General features: G+C 51.0%; 11 protein-coding genes and 1 rRNA gene. All 12 read left to right on the forward strand.

What is annotated here, in order from left to right; genetic code table 11:
- Positions 1 to 78, forward strand: a 5S ribosomal RNA gene (gene rrf / locus EDC32_RS14500); the annotation flags it as partial.
- A gap of 2,119 nt (positions 79 to 2,197) precedes the next feature.
- Positions 2,198 to 3,892: a gamma-glutamyltransferase gene (gene ggt / locus EDC32_RS14510; RefSeq protein ID WP_132223460.1), complete on the forward strand. Its 1,695-nt coding sequence runs from the start codon at positions 2,198 to 2,200 to the stop codon at positions 3,890 to 3,892.
- 453 nt (positions 3,893 to 4,345) lie between these two features.
- Positions 4,346 to 4,831: a 5-(carboxyamino)imidazole ribonucleotide mutase gene (gene purE, locus EDC32_RS14515; protein ID WP_281275236.1), complete on the forward strand. Its 486-nt coding sequence runs from the start codon at positions 4,346 to 4,348 to the stop codon at positions 4,829 to 4,831.
- The gene (gene purK / locus EDC32_RS14520; protein ID WP_246026964.1) at positions 4,828 to 6,018 is read left to right on the forward strand and encodes a 5-(carboxyamino)imidazole ribonucleotide synthase; all 1,191 of its coding nucleotides are present in this window, start codon (positions 4,828 to 4,830) and stop codon (positions 6,016 to 6,018) included. Before purE ends, purK begins: the two co-directional genes overlap by 4 nt.
- An 83-nt stretch (positions 6,019 to 6,101) precedes the next feature.
- Positions 6,102 to 7,397, forward strand: coding sequence for an adenylosuccinate lyase (purB, locus tag EDC32_RS14525; protein WP_132223294.1), 1,296 nt, complete (start codon positions 6,102 to 6,104; stop codon positions 7,395 to 7,397).
- Between the two features lie 130 nt (positions 7,398 to 7,527).
- The gene (gene purC, locus EDC32_RS14530) at positions 7,528 to 8,238 is read left to right on the forward strand and encodes a phosphoribosylaminoimidazolesuccinocarboxamide synthase (protein ID WP_132223297.1); all 711 of its coding nucleotides are present in this window, start codon (positions 7,528 to 7,530) and stop codon (positions 8,236 to 8,238) included.
- Between the two features lies 1 nt (position 8,239).
- On the forward strand, positions 8,240 to 8,491 hold the full coding sequence (gene purS / locus EDC32_RS14535; protein WP_022735629.1) for a phosphoribosylformylglycinamidine synthase subunit PurS: 252 nt from the start codon (positions 8,240 to 8,242) through the stop codon (positions 8,489 to 8,491).
- Positions 8,492 to 9,175: a phosphoribosylformylglycinamidine synthase subunit PurQ gene (gene purQ, locus EDC32_RS14540; RefSeq protein ID WP_132223301.1), complete on the forward strand. Its 684-nt coding sequence runs from the start codon at positions 8,492 to 8,494 to the stop codon at positions 9,173 to 9,175. It begins immediately after the preceding gene.
- A 43-nt stretch (positions 9,176 to 9,218) separates the two neighbouring features.
- Complete coding sequence (gene purL, locus EDC32_RS14545; RefSeq protein WP_246026967.1) at positions 9,219 to 11,450, forward strand: phosphoribosylformylglycinamidine synthase subunit PurL; 2,232 nt, start codon at positions 9,219 to 9,221, stop codon at positions 11,448 to 11,450.
- Entirely contained in the window at positions 11,414 to 12,835 is a 1,422-nt protein-coding gene (gene purF, locus EDC32_RS14550; RefSeq protein WP_132223306.1) for an amidophosphoribosyltransferase, read from the forward strand. The genes purL and purF overlap by 37 nt, the downstream gene beginning before the upstream one ends.
- Positions 12,832 to 13,854: a phosphoribosylformylglycinamidine cyclo-ligase gene (gene purM, locus EDC32_RS14555; RefSeq protein WP_132223309.1), complete on the forward strand. Its 1,023-nt coding sequence runs from the start codon at positions 12,832 to 12,834 to the stop codon at positions 13,852 to 13,854. Before purF ends, purM begins: the two co-directional genes overlap by 4 nt.
- Positions 13,851 to 14,441: a phosphoribosylglycinamide formyltransferase gene (purN, locus tag EDC32_RS14560; RefSeq protein ID WP_132223312.1), complete on the forward strand. Its 591-nt coding sequence runs from the start codon at positions 13,851 to 13,853 to the stop codon at positions 14,439 to 14,441. Before purM ends, purN begins: the two co-directional genes overlap by 4 nt.
- The last annotated feature ends 8 nt before the right edge of the window (positions 14,442 to 14,449 follow it).

Below are 14,449 nucleotides of genomic sequence, written 5' to 3' on the forward strand. Positions count from 1 at the left end.
TACCGAACACGGAAGTTAAGCCCTCCAGCGCCGATGGTACTTGGGCTTAAGCCCTGGGAGAGTAGGTCGTTGCCAGGCCATCAAACCCCACTTCAGAATGAAGTGGGGTTTTTGCTTTGTTTTGCATTGGTAAATGGCTTCATCATGTGGCATTGCCAGTGCCAAGGGGCAGAGTTGTTCGGAAACAAGGTCATTCTTGTTCATTCAGCAATACCCAGCTCATTGGTTACCATTCGGAGCCTTAGGACAAGTAAGAGACGGTCTTATGTACATAACTTCGTTGCATGGGTGGATAAATTTGGAGTTGCTTCGTTTCCCGTATCTAGGCGTTGAGCTAATCATTGAGGTGCCGAAGCTCATCGTATCGCCGAGATCATGCAAAGACACATATTTACATATTTTCCACATCTCATCTATGAAACGGATCAAAAATAAATTCGTTCTAGCGAACCATACCTATGGTGCAAAAAACAATAAGCATGATTTGTAGTGGAACGACCTATTTTAATCACTGAAATAGACATGGAGATGTTGTGGTACTGACTGATAACGCTGATGTAGTGTAATGGCGTGTTCGGGAATCAAGTCAACCAATCGGGTACTGACGTAAACCCCTATAGGCACTGGCGTTCATTTAGGAAACTGGATGGAGTTATCTATAGAGTGGATTTGATCATTTAAATCCGAAAGATTGTTCAAAGATCATACTAGCTACTAACATAATAAAAGGAGATTAATGTCACTAACAATCTGGTATAAAAAGTAGATTTTGGACGGATATTGAGAAATTCTCTATGAAAGGGCTACGACTATCTTAGTTACGGGTTTTATTATGAGTGCAATCGATGGTTCAATGGCTAGAGTCATTTTGAGAGCAAGTGACAAGGTGTTTAATCTGCATATGACGGAAGTAATAAATCTTTTCGAGGTGTAAGAGGAGTAGGTATTTATCATCATTGGAATGATTTTAATAGGTTTGGGAATATTTATGCGCCGAAAAAAGGTAGAAGAAGTGAAATGATGAAATTCGACCTTGATCCAACTAGCTTTTTCAAGATGATTGGATATTTCCTGGTTGTAAAGATGCCTCCTATTTTTACGGGAATTTATTTCATTTTACTTGGTATCTGCCTGATCATTCTTATGTTGTTTCTTGCATATTATCAAATATAAGAATGGGGAATTCGCTCTGGGGTTATTCACTCACAGGGCTTTTTCATTTTGCTTTGCTCCCTATCACTCGCCGAATGATCTCTCAACCCACAGGGGGTCTAGGTGATGATAGATCGTTAACTAGATACAAAATATCTTGCTGACCAAACCTATATGTAGTCGGACAAGGAAGTAAGAGCGGAATGATTGATATCTAGTTGTAGCAGCTTTTCTGCATCCCAAAATAACACACAGCCAGTCTAAGATGTTTGCTTTGTTCGTGGTCATGATCGGGTGGTATTGCTGATGCTAGCATGGATGATTGATGCGAGCTGTGGGCAACCCAGCTAGTCATCTAGTCAGCCAACAGATTGGGAAAGCCAGTCAAGTTGGCAGAAGAGGATGGATGTTTAGCGAGATGAGAGATGGTGGGACCAGTCCTTATAAGTGCCGGCACAGTCAGTTGCTGTGGATGTTTTAAAAATGAGGAGCCATGCTTTTTTGATTGGATTGAGGTGTGGTTTGAGGAAACAATGGACGTGAATGCCGGCCATTTGTAAGATTGTTTAGGAATAAGGATGAAGATAACAATTAAAAAATCAAGAAGGAATTATTGTCTGTAAATTTAGAATGAAATTTTTATAATAGATGGATTATAAGGTGGATGAACGAAATGGCGACGTTGTTGGCTATCCCTTGTGTGTATCTGACAAATTAGGCTGATGGATGGGGATGCTGATAAAAATCTAACACGCAGATGGGCAGGTAATACGATGAGATAACCGGCTTGGAGCAGTTGGCTCATACATCAGACACATCTTATCCCCACTTTGTCATGCACAGAAATGCGGTGATCACGCTATTGTGTTCTTTTTTGTAAGGGGGGATGCCAACTTGGCTGTGAATGAACGGCAGGCACGCCGTCGCTTTTTTCGTCATCCACGCCTTTATGGTGGAGCCATCAACCAAACACGAGGAGGGGATTTATTTGCGGCTTTGGAAAGTGTGCTTTGCCATTGGATTAAGTCTACTTCTCGTCTTGGGTATGACTGTCGAATCGCCAGCCAAGTCAATGAAACGGGATGGACAGGACTTAACGGGGGGAGACGGGATAGCAACTGGCAAAACCGGAATGGTGGTGACAGCCCATCCTTTGGCATCAAAGGTGGGGGCAGATGTGTTGCGCAATGGGGGCAATGCTGTGGACGCGGCAGTGGCCATTCAATTTGCTCTTAATGTGGTGGAGCCAATGATGTCTGGCATCGGCGGTGGCGGATTTATGATGGTTTATGATGCAGATAGGAGACAGGTAAGCATTGTCGACAGCCGTGAACGGGCACCTATGTCGGCCCACCCCCGGATGTTTCTGGACGAAAATGGAAAGGAAATCCCCTTCTCCGTCCGTGCGCATGAAGGGTATGCCGTCGGCGTACCCGGCACATTGAAAGGGCTTGATGTAGCGCTTAAGCGATGGGGTACCCGTTCTCTGGAGGAGTTGATCGATCCGGCGATCCGATTGGCGGAAAAAGGGGTTAGGGTGAACCGAACGCTGGCCCGATCCATCGCGGAGAATCAGGAATGGCTTTCCCGCACCGCGGCGCGCGATTTATTTGTGCCTGATGGGAAACCCCTGCAAGAAGGGGATTGGCTGGTGCAACGCGACTTGGCCCGCACGTTTCGCTTGATCAAAGCGCGAGGGATTGATGCGTTTTATGGTGGGCCGATTGGAAAAGCACTTGTTAAGGAAGTGAACAAGCGGAACGGAGCAATGGCGTTATCTGATTTGGTGCGATATGAAGTAACCATGGACAAACCGCTCTGGGGATCGTTGCATGGGGTAAAAGTGGCTACCATGCCTCCGCCAAGTTCAGGAGGTGTGGCAGTTCTTCATATCTTAAAGCTGTTGGAACAAGTGGATGCCAAGGATGTGGATTTGCGTTCTGCAGAGAAGTACCATCTGTTCGCCGAAGCAATGCATCTAGCTTATGCCGATCGGGCCGCTTATCTGGGAGATCCCGAATTTGTTGATGTTCCCATCAAAGGGATGCTGGATTCGCGTTATATCGCCGAGAGAGCTGCGCTGATCAACAGGGAGAAAGCTAACAAGGATGTGAAACCGGGCGACCCTTGGAAGTATGAAAAAGAAAAGGGGATGAGGTCAAACGTATGGGAGGATCACGAAAACGGACAGACCACCCATTTTACGGTGGCTGACCGTTGGGGAAATCTGGTGTCTTACACCACCACGATTGAACAGGAATTCGGTACGGGCATTATGGTTCCGGGATATGGCTTTTTCCTAAACAATGAGCTGACTGATTTCGACGCCAATCCGGGAGGCCCCAACGAAGTGCGACCGAATAAACGACCGCGGAGCAGCATGGCTCCCACCATAATATTTCAAAACGGTAAACCGCTGATGACGGTGGGGTCACCTGGAGGAGCGACTATTATCGCGTCTGTCTATCAGGTGATATTTAATAAGCTGAGCAAGGGGTTGGATTTGAAGCAGGCAATTGAGGAGCCACGCATCTACAGCTCTCGTTATCCCACCATCCGTTGGGAAAGAGGGGTTCCTGATCAAGCGCGGGAAGAGATGACGCGAATGGGCCACCGCTTTGAAAGCGAGCCAACGGAGATAGGCAATGTAAACGCGATTTGGATTGATTGGAGAAAAAAACGGTATTATGGAGCTGGAGATTCATCGCGCGATAGCACAGCAATTGGACTAAATCGGTAAAAAGCCCCCCCTACCGCAAGTACGCTTGTGGGGGGGCTTTTTTTGCACCCGGAGTTCCGAAAATGACAAGTGGTTGGCCGCTAACCAGAGGGGATCATCTGATTGTCATCCAGTAACAGGAAAACCTTTATCGATCATTTCCGTTTCATTAGGGAATGTTCATGAATTTATTTAGCTTAACGCTTTCATGGCCGATATACAACAGAAAATTACATATAAACACGAACGCTGATTGTTGATGATTGGTTAATGTTCGTTTTTACCGTTGACTTTTTCACGGGTTCATTGTTACACTGGAAATGTGGTTGAGGAGGAAATCTCGCATCCACATCATCATCTGTAGAAAGTCGGATGAAGCTAAGCCTAAGTAGTAGACTTCTATCACTCGCATCTAAGAAAGGCTGTTGATTAGGCTTGCCTTCATCAAGAATAGATAGAAGGAGACGGATCAAGGTGAAACCAAAAGTTGGAGTCATAATGGGGAGCACTTCAGATTGGCCGACGATGCAAAAGGCATGCGACGTATTAGCCGAGTTGCAAATTCCGTACGAGGCGAAAGTTGTTTCCGCTCACCGGACACCGGATGAGATGTTTCGATACGCGGAAACGGCGGAAGAGCGCGGCATTGAAGTAATTGTCGCTGGTGCGGGTGGTGCGGCGCATCTGCCAGGCATGGTCGCTTCAAAAACGGTTTTGCCGGTGATCGGAGTACCGATCAAGACATCCGCTCTAAACGGGATGGATTCATTGCTTTCAATTGTGCAGATGCCAGGGGGTGTTCCGGTTGCAACCGTAGCCATCGGCGATGCCGGGGCGGTCAATGCCGGATTGCTCGCGGCGGAAATGTTGGGCATTCAAGACAAAGCGTTGCGCGAGCGTTTAGCCAAACGGCGTGAACAAATCCGTAGTCGTGTGCTAAAGGAAAGTGAATTGAAATGATTGAGACGATGAAGCAAAAGAAAGCGGGCTTAATCAAGCCCGGCCAGACGATCGGCATTTTGGGAGGCGGGCAACTGGGGCGCATGGTGATTCTCGAGGGGCGAAAGTTGGGATACCGCTTCGTCACATTGGACCCAGCGGCTGACTGCCCCGGAGGCCAAGTGTCCGACCGACATGTAAGCGCTCCTTACGATGATCAGGAGGCAGCACGCCGCTTGGCAGAAGCCGCTGATCTGATCGTGTATGAATTCGAAAACATCGACCCGGAGATCGTTAAAAAGCTGGAACAGCAAACGATGGTTCCGCAAGGCAGCCGCTTGCTTGAATTGACGCGACATCGCCTCATGGAGAAGCAAGCACTCACTCGGGCTGGCATTCCGGTGGCACCATATGTTGCCGTTGAAACAGAAGCCGACTTGCGGCAAGCTTTGGCTGAGTTGGGGCTTCCGGCTGTGTTGAAAACTGCGACAGGCGGATATGATGGCAAAGGCCAGTGGATGCTAAAAACAGACCAGGACGTGGCCGCATTGCCAGCTGAGCTGTTTCAGCAAGGGAAAACCTTGGTTTTGGAGCAATTCATCCCTTTCCAAAAAGAATGTTCGGTCGTGGTGGCACGAAATGTTCATGGCGAAGTGAGAGCTTTTCCGCCCTCTGTCAATTTGCACCGTCATCATATCCTGCATATGTCGGTGGCTCCCGCCCCTCTGGCTGAAGGCGTGGCTGAACGGGCTGTGCGCCTAGCTGAGCAGGTGGCTGACTCGCTTGGGGTGGTGGGATTGGTGGCTGTAGAAATGTTTGTGCTCGCGTCTGGCGAATTGCTCGTCAATGAGCTGGCACCGCGTCCGCACAATTCCGGCCATTATACGTTTGACGCTTGCCTCACGTCCCAATTTGAGCAATTTGTACGAGCTGTCGTCGGTTTGCCTTTAGGGCCGACTACGCTTACTTCCCCGGCAGTGATGGTGAATATTCTGGGGGAGCATGGCGAAGCATTTAATCAAGCATACGGATCGTTGCCCGGGCAGGTGAAAGTGCACTGGTACGGCAAGGAGATAGCGAAAAAAGGACGCAAGATGGGGCATGTCACGGTGGTGGATGATTTGGAAAGCGCAATCGCGTGGATCGACGCGTCGGGAATCTGGCCACCTTTGACGGAACAAGAAAAAAAGGTTATTTATGATAGATAATCATTTTTGCAGTCGGTATATGTGCCGGCGGTGAAATGGTTGTTAGTAAGCAATGAGGTTTTCTAAAAAGGTGGGACAAGCAAATGATCGAACGTTATTCACGCCCAGAGATGGCAAAGATCTGGACAGAACAAAACAAATTTGAGGCTTGGTTGGAAGTAGAAATCCTGGCCTGTGAAGCATGGGCGGAGCTCGGCGTCATCCCCAAGGAAGATGTGGCGCAGATCCGTAAGAACGCCAAAGTGAACATTGATCGGGTGCATGAGATTGAACAAGATACCCGGCATGATGTGGTTGCCTTCACCCGTGCGGTGTCAGAAACGCTTGGGCCGGAATCCAAATGGGTTCACTACGGTCTGACTTCGACGGACGTCGTCGACACGGCGCTTTCTTATCTGCTCAAACAAGCCAACGAAATCCTGCTCAAAGATATTGATAACTTAATCGAAGTGATCAAAGCGAAAGCGGAAGAGCACAAAACGACGGTGATGATGGGCCGGACGCACGGCGTACACGCGGAACCGACGACTTTCGGGCTCAAGATGGCGCTGTGGTATGCGGAGATGAAGCGCAATCGGGAGCGCTTCGTACGGGCGATGGAAACGGTACGTGTGGGCAAAATTTCCGGCGCGGTAGGTACGTATGCCAACATTGATCCGTTTGTAGAAAAGTATGTGTGCGAGAAACTGGGTCTTGAGGCTTCGCCGATTTCTACACAAACCCTGCAACGCGACCGTCACGCCGAATACATGGCGACCTTGGCACTGATCGCCACATCGCTTGATAAGTTCGCGACGGAAATCCGGGGCCTGCAGAAGAGTGAGACCCGCGAAGTGGAAGAGCCCTTCAGAAAAGGACAAAAAGGGTCTTCGGCGATGCCGCATAAGCGAAACCCAATCGGTTGCGAAAATATCAGCGGATTGGCCCGCGTAATCCGTGGACACATGGTTTCTGCTTATGAAAACGTACCGCTGTGGCATGAACGGGATATCTCGCATTCGTCGGTTGAACGGGTAATTCTCCCTGACGCAACGATTCTGCTCAACTACCTGCTTAACCGGTTTGCCAACATCGTGCGCGATCTCACCGTCTTCCCGGAGAATATGAAACGGAACATGGAGCGCACCTTCGGGTTGATTTATTCGCAACGCGTGCTTCTCAGTCTGATCAACAAAGGGTTGAAACGGGAAGAGGCTTACGACCGTGTGCAACGCCTTGCCATGCAAGCGTGGGAAGAGCAACGACCGTTCAAACCGCTTGTTGAAAGCGATGAGTTGATTTCCAAGACGTTGTCTCCGGAAGAGATCGAACAATGCTTTGATTACAGCTACCATTTGTCGCAGGTGGATACCATTTTTGCGCGTCTGGGCTTGAAGTGACCATCTGTTTCATGGTGCGGGCATAAAACCGCATGATTTACAATCAGCTCTTATCAAGGTGCATGGGGGGGAGACGCACACTGTGCTCTTCTCCTCAGCATCCACTTTTCTGCTAAAGGGGCGACCAGCTGTGAGACCAGGAGATATGCTGTACGAAGGAAAGGCGAAACAACTGTTTTTGACGGAAGACAGTGCGGTGTTGCGGGTGAAATACAAAGATTCGGCCACTGCCTTCAACAATCAGAAACGGGCCACCTTGGAAGGCAAGGGAGAAATGAACAACCGCATCAGCACGTTTTTCTTCGAGTTGCTGAATAAAAAAGGGATTGCTAACCATTTTATCAAGGCAATTTCGCCACTTGAGCAATTGGTAAAAAAAGTAGAAATTATCCCAATTGAGGTGGTTGTTCGCAATATTGCGGCGGGAACCATGGCGAAACGATTGGGAATTGCTGAAGGAACCAAACTGAAACACACGATTGTCGAATTTTATTACAAGGATGACGCGCTGGGCGATCCGTTGATTACGGAAGAGCATATCTCCGTTCTGGAGTTGGCGACGCCAGAGCAAGTGGCCCAACTTCGTGAACAGGCGCTCCGAGTGAATGAAGTGCTGTCCGCGTTTCTGTTGGAACTAAATATCATCCTCGTCGATTTCAAGCTGGAGTTTGGTGTGGATGGGGATGGAAATGTTTTGCTCGCTGACGAAATTTCTCCAGACACCTGCCGTTTTTGGGACAAGGAAACCGGCGAACGGTTGGATAAAGACCGTTTCCGCCGCGACATGGGACAAGTTGTGGAAGCTTATCACGAAATCTGGAATCGTTTGGGAGGAAAATAATATGTTTAAAGCGACGATTTATGTCACCTTGAAGGATAGCGTATTGGACCCACAAGGGGTTGCGGTCAAAGGTTCATTACACACACTGGGATTTGAAGGCGTGCGTGATGTGCGGATCGGCAAGCGGGTGGAAGTGCTCTTGGAATGCGAAAGCCGCGCAGAGGCGGAGAAACAAATCAAAGAGCTGAGCGAAAAAGTGCTGTCCAATCCAGTGATCGAGAATTTCACATTTGAATTGGAAGAGGTGGCGTAAGTGCGGTTTGCCGTTCCTATTTTTCCGGGTTCCAACTGTGATTATGATTGCATCCACGCCGTTGAAGACATTTTGGGCGAACCGGTAGCCCCGGTTTGGCACCATGACACGGATCTGTCCTCCTTTGACGCAGTCATCCTGCCGGGAGGGTTCTCCTATGGTGATTATCTGCGTTGCGGGGCGATCGCCCGTTTTTCTCCCGTGATGGCGGCGGTGAAGGATGCGGCTGCGGCGGGTAAGCTGGTCATCGGGATTTGCAACGGGTTTCAAGTGTTATGTGAATCAGGGCTTCTGCCAGGCGCGCTTATGCGCAACAACCACCTGAAATTCCGTTGCGACATCCAACCGATTCGGATTGAGAACAACCAAACGCCGTTTACGTGCGCTTATGAAGACGGTCAGGTGATCCGCATTCCGATCGCCCATGGCGAAGGCAACTACTACTGTGATGAAGCGACATTGGCTGAACTGAAAGCGAACAACCAAATCGTATTCCGCTATGCGGGGGAAAATCCCAATGGGTCTGTGGACGACATTGCCGGAATTTGCAACAAAGCTGGCAATGTGTTGGGCATGATGCCGCATCCGGAACGGGCCATTTTTGACTGGATGGGCTCTGACGATGGAAAGTATCTCTTCAAATCCATGCTTCAATACTGGAAGGAGAATAGCCGTGCGGTCTGAACAAACAGTAGTCGAGCGTGTGGGCTTGGAGCCTACACCGGAGATGATTCGCGAGCAAAAGTTATATCGAGAAATGGGCTTGACTGATGCAGAATACGACCAGGTATGCGGTCATTTGAACCGTCTGCCGAACTGGACGGAAGTGGGCATCTACAGCGTAATGTGGTCGGAGCACTGTAGTTATAAGAATTCCAAACCGCTGTTGAAGAAGTTTCCGACGGAAGGGCCGCGGGTGTTGCAAGGTCCGGGCGAAGGAGCCGGCGTCATTGATATCGGTGACGGGCAAGCGGTGGTCTTCAAGATCGAGAGTCACAACCATCCTTCAGCGATCGAGCCTTTCCAAGGAGCAGCCACAGGCGTTGGCGGGATTATTCGTGACGTGTTTTCCATGGGTGCGCGCCCGGTAGCTTTGTTGAATTCCTTGCGTTTTGGCGATTTGCGCAATCCGCGGGTGCGTTACCTGTTTGAACAAGTCGTGGCTGGAATTGCTCATTACGGCAATTGCATCGGGATTCCCACGGTTGGCGGTGAAGTGGTTTTCGATGGAGACAGCTATGAGGGCAATCCGTTGGTGAATGCGATGTGTGTGGGTATACTCAACCATGATGAATTGCAAAAAGGCGTTGCGATCGGCGTAGGAAACCCTGTGATTTATGTAGGCGCAAGCACCGGTCGGGATGGGATTCACGGAGCCACGTTTGCATCAGAAGAACTTAATGAGTCATCCGAAGAGAAGCGTCCGGCTGTGCAAGTGGGCGATCCCTTCATGGAGAAGCTCTTGCTGGAAGCTTGTTTGGAAATGGTGCAAAAAGGCATTTTGATCGGGATTCAGGACATGGGTGCGGCAGGGCTTACCTGTTCCAGCGCGGAGATGGCGCAAAAAGGTGAGCACGGTCTTGAGATGAACCTCGATTTGGTTCCGCAGCGCGAAGAGGGCATGACCCCTTACGAGATCATGCTGTCCGAGTCGCAAGAACGCATGCTCTTGGTGGTAGAAGCTGGCCGGGAGGATGAAATCAAAACCATTTGCGACAAATGGGGCTTGCAATCGGCTGTAGTAGGCCGCGTAACCGAAGGCAACCGGTATCGCTTGTTCCATCAAGGCAAATTGGTGGCAGACATCCCGGTTAATACGCTGGTGGATGATGCGCCAGTTTATGTGCGTGAAGAACGCGTCCCTCAATATTATGAGGAAAACGCAAAACGACGCCCTGAGGAGGAGCTGGCAGATGTTGATCCGCAAGCTGCGTTGACGAAAGTGATGTCTTCGGTCAACATCGGTTCCAAACGCTGGGTGTATGAGCAGTATGACCATATGGTTCGCACCAGCACCGCGGTTCGTCCCGGTTCGGATGCGGCGGTAGTGGTGATTCGTGGTACAGAGAAGGGGTTGGCGATGTCCACGGACGGAAACGGCCGTTATGTTTATCTTGATCCGGTGCAAGGGGGACGCATCGCCGTGGCGGAATCTGCCCGCAACGTCGTGTGTTCCGGAGCGGAGCCGCTTGGTATCACGGACTGTCTCAATTTTGGTAGCCCCGAGAAGCCAGAAGTTTATTGGCAACTTTCCAAGGCGATCGATGGCATGGCGGAAGCGTGCCGGGTATTGGAAACGCCTGTCGTTGGCGGAAACGTCAGCTTGTATAACGAAACGAAAGGCAATCCGATATACCCCACCCCGGTTGTGGGTATGGTCGGTTTGGTACAAAAGCGTGAACACATCACCACGCAAGCATTCAAAGAAGATGGGGATGTCATTCTGCTGTTGGGTGACACCTATGCCGAATTGGGCGGAAGTGAATTGCAACATGTAGTGACTGGACAAATTAGCGGCCGCCCGCCTGTCTGCGATTTGCAAAAGGAATTGGCTGTGCAACAGACGGTCTTGGCAGCGATTCGCAGCGGTTGGGTAAAATCGGCGCACGATGTTAGCGAAGGCGGTATCGCTGTGGCTCTGGCAGAAAGCTGCATCAGCGGCAACCGAGGAGCGGCGGTCAGCCTGGAAACGGATTTGGCTCCGGTTGTCCATCTCTTCAGCGAAAGCCAATCCCGCGTCATCTTGAGCGTAAAGGCGGACGCTGTGGCAGATGTGATGAAGCTGGCTGAAGCCAAAGGTGTAGCTTGCCAGCAGATGGGCACCGTGACGGAAAAAGAAGAGCTCATCATCCACATCAATGGTGAGCGGGTGATTCAGCAGGATGTTGCATATTTAAGCAAACAGTGGGAGGAAGCTATTCCATGCGCGATGAAAGCATCTTCGACCTCGACGAACTGAATGAAGAGTGCGGCGTCTTTGGAATTATCGGCCATGCTGACGCCGCTCAACTCACATATTACGGTTTGCACGCTTTGCAACATCGCGGCCAAGAGAGCGCAGGCATTGTGACGACTGACGGCCATAAGTTTTCGGTGCAAAGGGGCACCGGCTTGGTGACGGAAGTGTTTAATAACAACAATATCAAGCAACTGCTTGGGTCCACCGGAATTGGTCACGTGCGTTATTCGACCACGGGCGGCACCGGCCTTGCCAACGCACAACCCTTGGTGTTTAAATACGCCAAAGGGGAATTGGCGATTGCGACCAACGGGAATTTGGTTAACGCCAAAAAGTTGCGTCGTGAATTGGAAGAGTCGGGTTCCATTTTTCAAACGACGACTGACACGGAAGTGATCGCGCACCTGATCGCCCGATCTTCGGCCCCCAACATCGTGGAGGCGGCTAAAGAGGCGTTGAATCAGTTGGTGGGAGCATATGCGCTGATGATCATGACCAATGATACTTTGATTGTGGCGGAAGATCCTCATGGTTTGCGCCCCTTGTCAATGGCCAAGATGGGGGAGGCGACCGTTTTCTCTTCGGAGACTTGCGCGTTTGACGTGATCGGGGCGGAGTTTGTACGCGACATCGAGCCGGGTGAAATGCTGGTTTTTGACGCGGAGGGGATGCGGACGACGACCTTCGCACCCAAAGCGGAGCGGGCTATTTGCTCGTTTGAGCACGTTTATTTCGCTCGCCCGGACAGCAATGTCGGCGGTGTCAATGTTCATGCGGCTCGTAAACGAATGGGCCGAATCTTGGCTGAGGAAGCACCGGTTGAAGCAGATGTGGTTACGGGTGTGCCCGATTCCAGCACTTCAGCGGCAATCGGTTTTGCTGAAGCAACCGGTATCCCGTATGAGTTAGGGTTGATCAAGAACCGTTATGTGGGCCGGACGTTTATTCAGCCGAGCCAAGAATTGCGCGAGCAAGGGGTTAAGATGAAGTTAAGCGCCGTGCGCGGGGTTGTGGCCGGCAAACGCGTAGTGATGGTGGATGATTCCATCGTACGCGGAACGACCAGCCGCCGCATTGTCAACATGTTGCGCGAAGCTGGCGCGACGGAAGTGCATGTGCGCATCAGCTCACCCCCGGTCAAAAATCCGTGTTTCTATGGCATCGACACACCAGATCGGGAGCAACTGATCGCCGCCCAAAAAACAGTGGAAGAGATTCGGCAGGAGATTGGGGCCGACTCCCTCACTTTTATCAGTGTGGAAGGCATGTTGCGTGCGATCGGCCGTCCGGCGAGTGAGCGAAACCGTGGCCACTGCATCGCTTGCTTCACCGGGGAATACCCCACTGTGCTTGAAGATGAGTTGGTATTGGAGGGGAAACGATGAGTGAGGCGTATAAAGCGGCTGGTGTCGATATCGATGCCGGCAATGAAACCGTGGATCGCATTAAAAAGCATGTCGCCCGTACCATGAGGGATGAGGTACTGGGAGGATTGGGCGGGTTTGGCGGCTTGTTTGCCCTCAAATCATACAAGGAGCCAGTGCTCGTGGCTGCGACCGATGGCGTTGGTACCAAGTTGAAAGTGGCTTTTGCGCTAGATCGCCACGATACGATCGGGATTGATTGCGTGGCCATGTGTGTAAATGACTTGGTGGTACAAGGCGCAGAGCCGCTCTTTTTCCTCGACTACCTGGCAACGGGAAAATTGGCTCCAGCACAAGCGGAAGCGGTGGTCAAAGGGATTGCCGACGGGTGCGTCGAAGCCGGATGCGCGCTCATCGGCGGTGAGACGGCGGAGATGCCGGGCATGTACGCCAAAGGCGAGTATGATGTTGCTGGCTTTTGCGTCGGTGTCGTTGAACGCGATCGCGTGTTGACGGGTGCTGCCATTCGCCCTGGGGATGCGTTAATCGGTTTGGCATCCAATGGCTTGCACAGCAATGGCTATTCGCTGGCGCGCAAAGTGTTGCTGGATGATGGTCGCTACCCGTTTGCGACGGAAGTACCGGGAACTGAGCAAACATTGGGCGAGGCGATGTTGGCTCCGACAAGAATCTACGTGAAAACATTCCTTGAGCTGATGCAACAGTTCCAAGTCAAGGGTGGTGCCCACATCACCGGCGGCGGGTTGATAGAGAACGTGCCGCGCATGTTGCCTGAAGGATGCCAGGCGCAGCTTGACAAGTCTTCTTGGGAAGTGCCGGGGATTTTCCGTTGGATCGAGGAAGCAGGCCAAGTGTCTGAAGAAGATATGTTCCGCACCTTTAACATGGGTGTGGGTATGGTTATCGCGGTGCCGGCCGAGGAAGCAGAAGAAGCGGTACGTGTGGCGCAGGAGCTCGGCGAGCAAGCGTTTGTTATCGGTCGGGTGGCAGAGGGAGCGCGGGAAGTGGTCTGGGCATGAGCATCGCTGTGTTTGCTTCAGGTAGTGGCAGCAATTTTGAGAGATTGGTAGAGGTCTCGCGAGACCAAAAGTGGCCGGTGCCCATCCGGTTGTTGGTATGCGACAAGCCGGGGGCGAAGGTGTTGGAGCGGGCCGAGCGGCTGGGTATTCCCGCTGTTTGTGTCAGCCCCAAGACATTTGCTGATAAAGCGGCTTATGAAACGTTTGTGCTTGCTGAACTGGACAAGCATGGTATCGAGTGGATTGTGCTGGCGGGTTACATGCGGTTGATCGGTTCCACTTTGCTTGATGCGTATCCATGGCGGATTGTGAATATCCATCCATCTCTGCTGCCGGCCTTTCCAGGCAAGGATGCGATCGGGCAGGCGTTTGCTTACGGGGTGAAGGTCTCAGGTGTAAGTGTCCATTTGGTCGATGAGGAGATGGACACCGGACCGCTTCTGGCGCAGGTTCCTGTTTTGCTGGAAGAAGATGATGATTTGGAGAGTTTTACTACCAAGATTCATCAGGCTGAGCACCGTCTTTATCCGGAAGTGGTTTATCGATGGATCACCGGCGCCATTAAAACGCCGGACATGAAAGGCTAACAGTCATT

The sequence above is a fragment of the Laceyella sacchari genome (assembly GCF_004343255.1).
GTDB lineage: Bacteria > Bacillota > Bacilli > Thermoactinomycetales > Thermoactinomycetaceae > Laceyella > Laceyella sacchari.

Coding starts and splice junctions, on each gene's coding strand:
- ggt (WP_132223460.1), top strand. CDS start 2,198: ATGACTGTCGAATCGCCAGCCAAGTCAATGAAACGGGATGGACAGGAC.
- purK (WP_246026964.1), top strand. CDS start 4,828: ATGATTGAGACGATGAAGCAAAAGAAAGCGGGCTTAATCAAGCCCGGC.
- purB (WP_132223294.1), top strand. CDS start 6,102: ATGATCGAACGTTATTCACGCCCAGAGATGGCAAAGATCTGGACAGAA.
- purS (WP_022735629.1), top strand. CDS start 8,240: ATGTTTAAAGCGACGATTTATGTCACCTTGAAGGATAGCGTATTGGAC.
- purL (WP_246026967.1), top strand. CDS start 9,219: ATGATTCGCGAGCAAAAGTTATATCGAGAAATGGGCTTGACTGATGCA.
- purF (WP_132223306.1), top strand. CDS start 11,414: ATGCGCGATGAAAGCATCTTCGACCTCGACGAACTGAATGAAGAGTGC.
- purM (WP_132223309.1), top strand. CDS start 12,832: ATGAGTGAGGCGTATAAAGCGGCTGGTGTCGATATCGATGCCGGCAAT.
- purN (WP_132223312.1), top strand. CDS start 13,851: ATGAGCATCGCTGTGTTTGCTTCAGGTAGTGGCAGCAATTTTGAGAGA.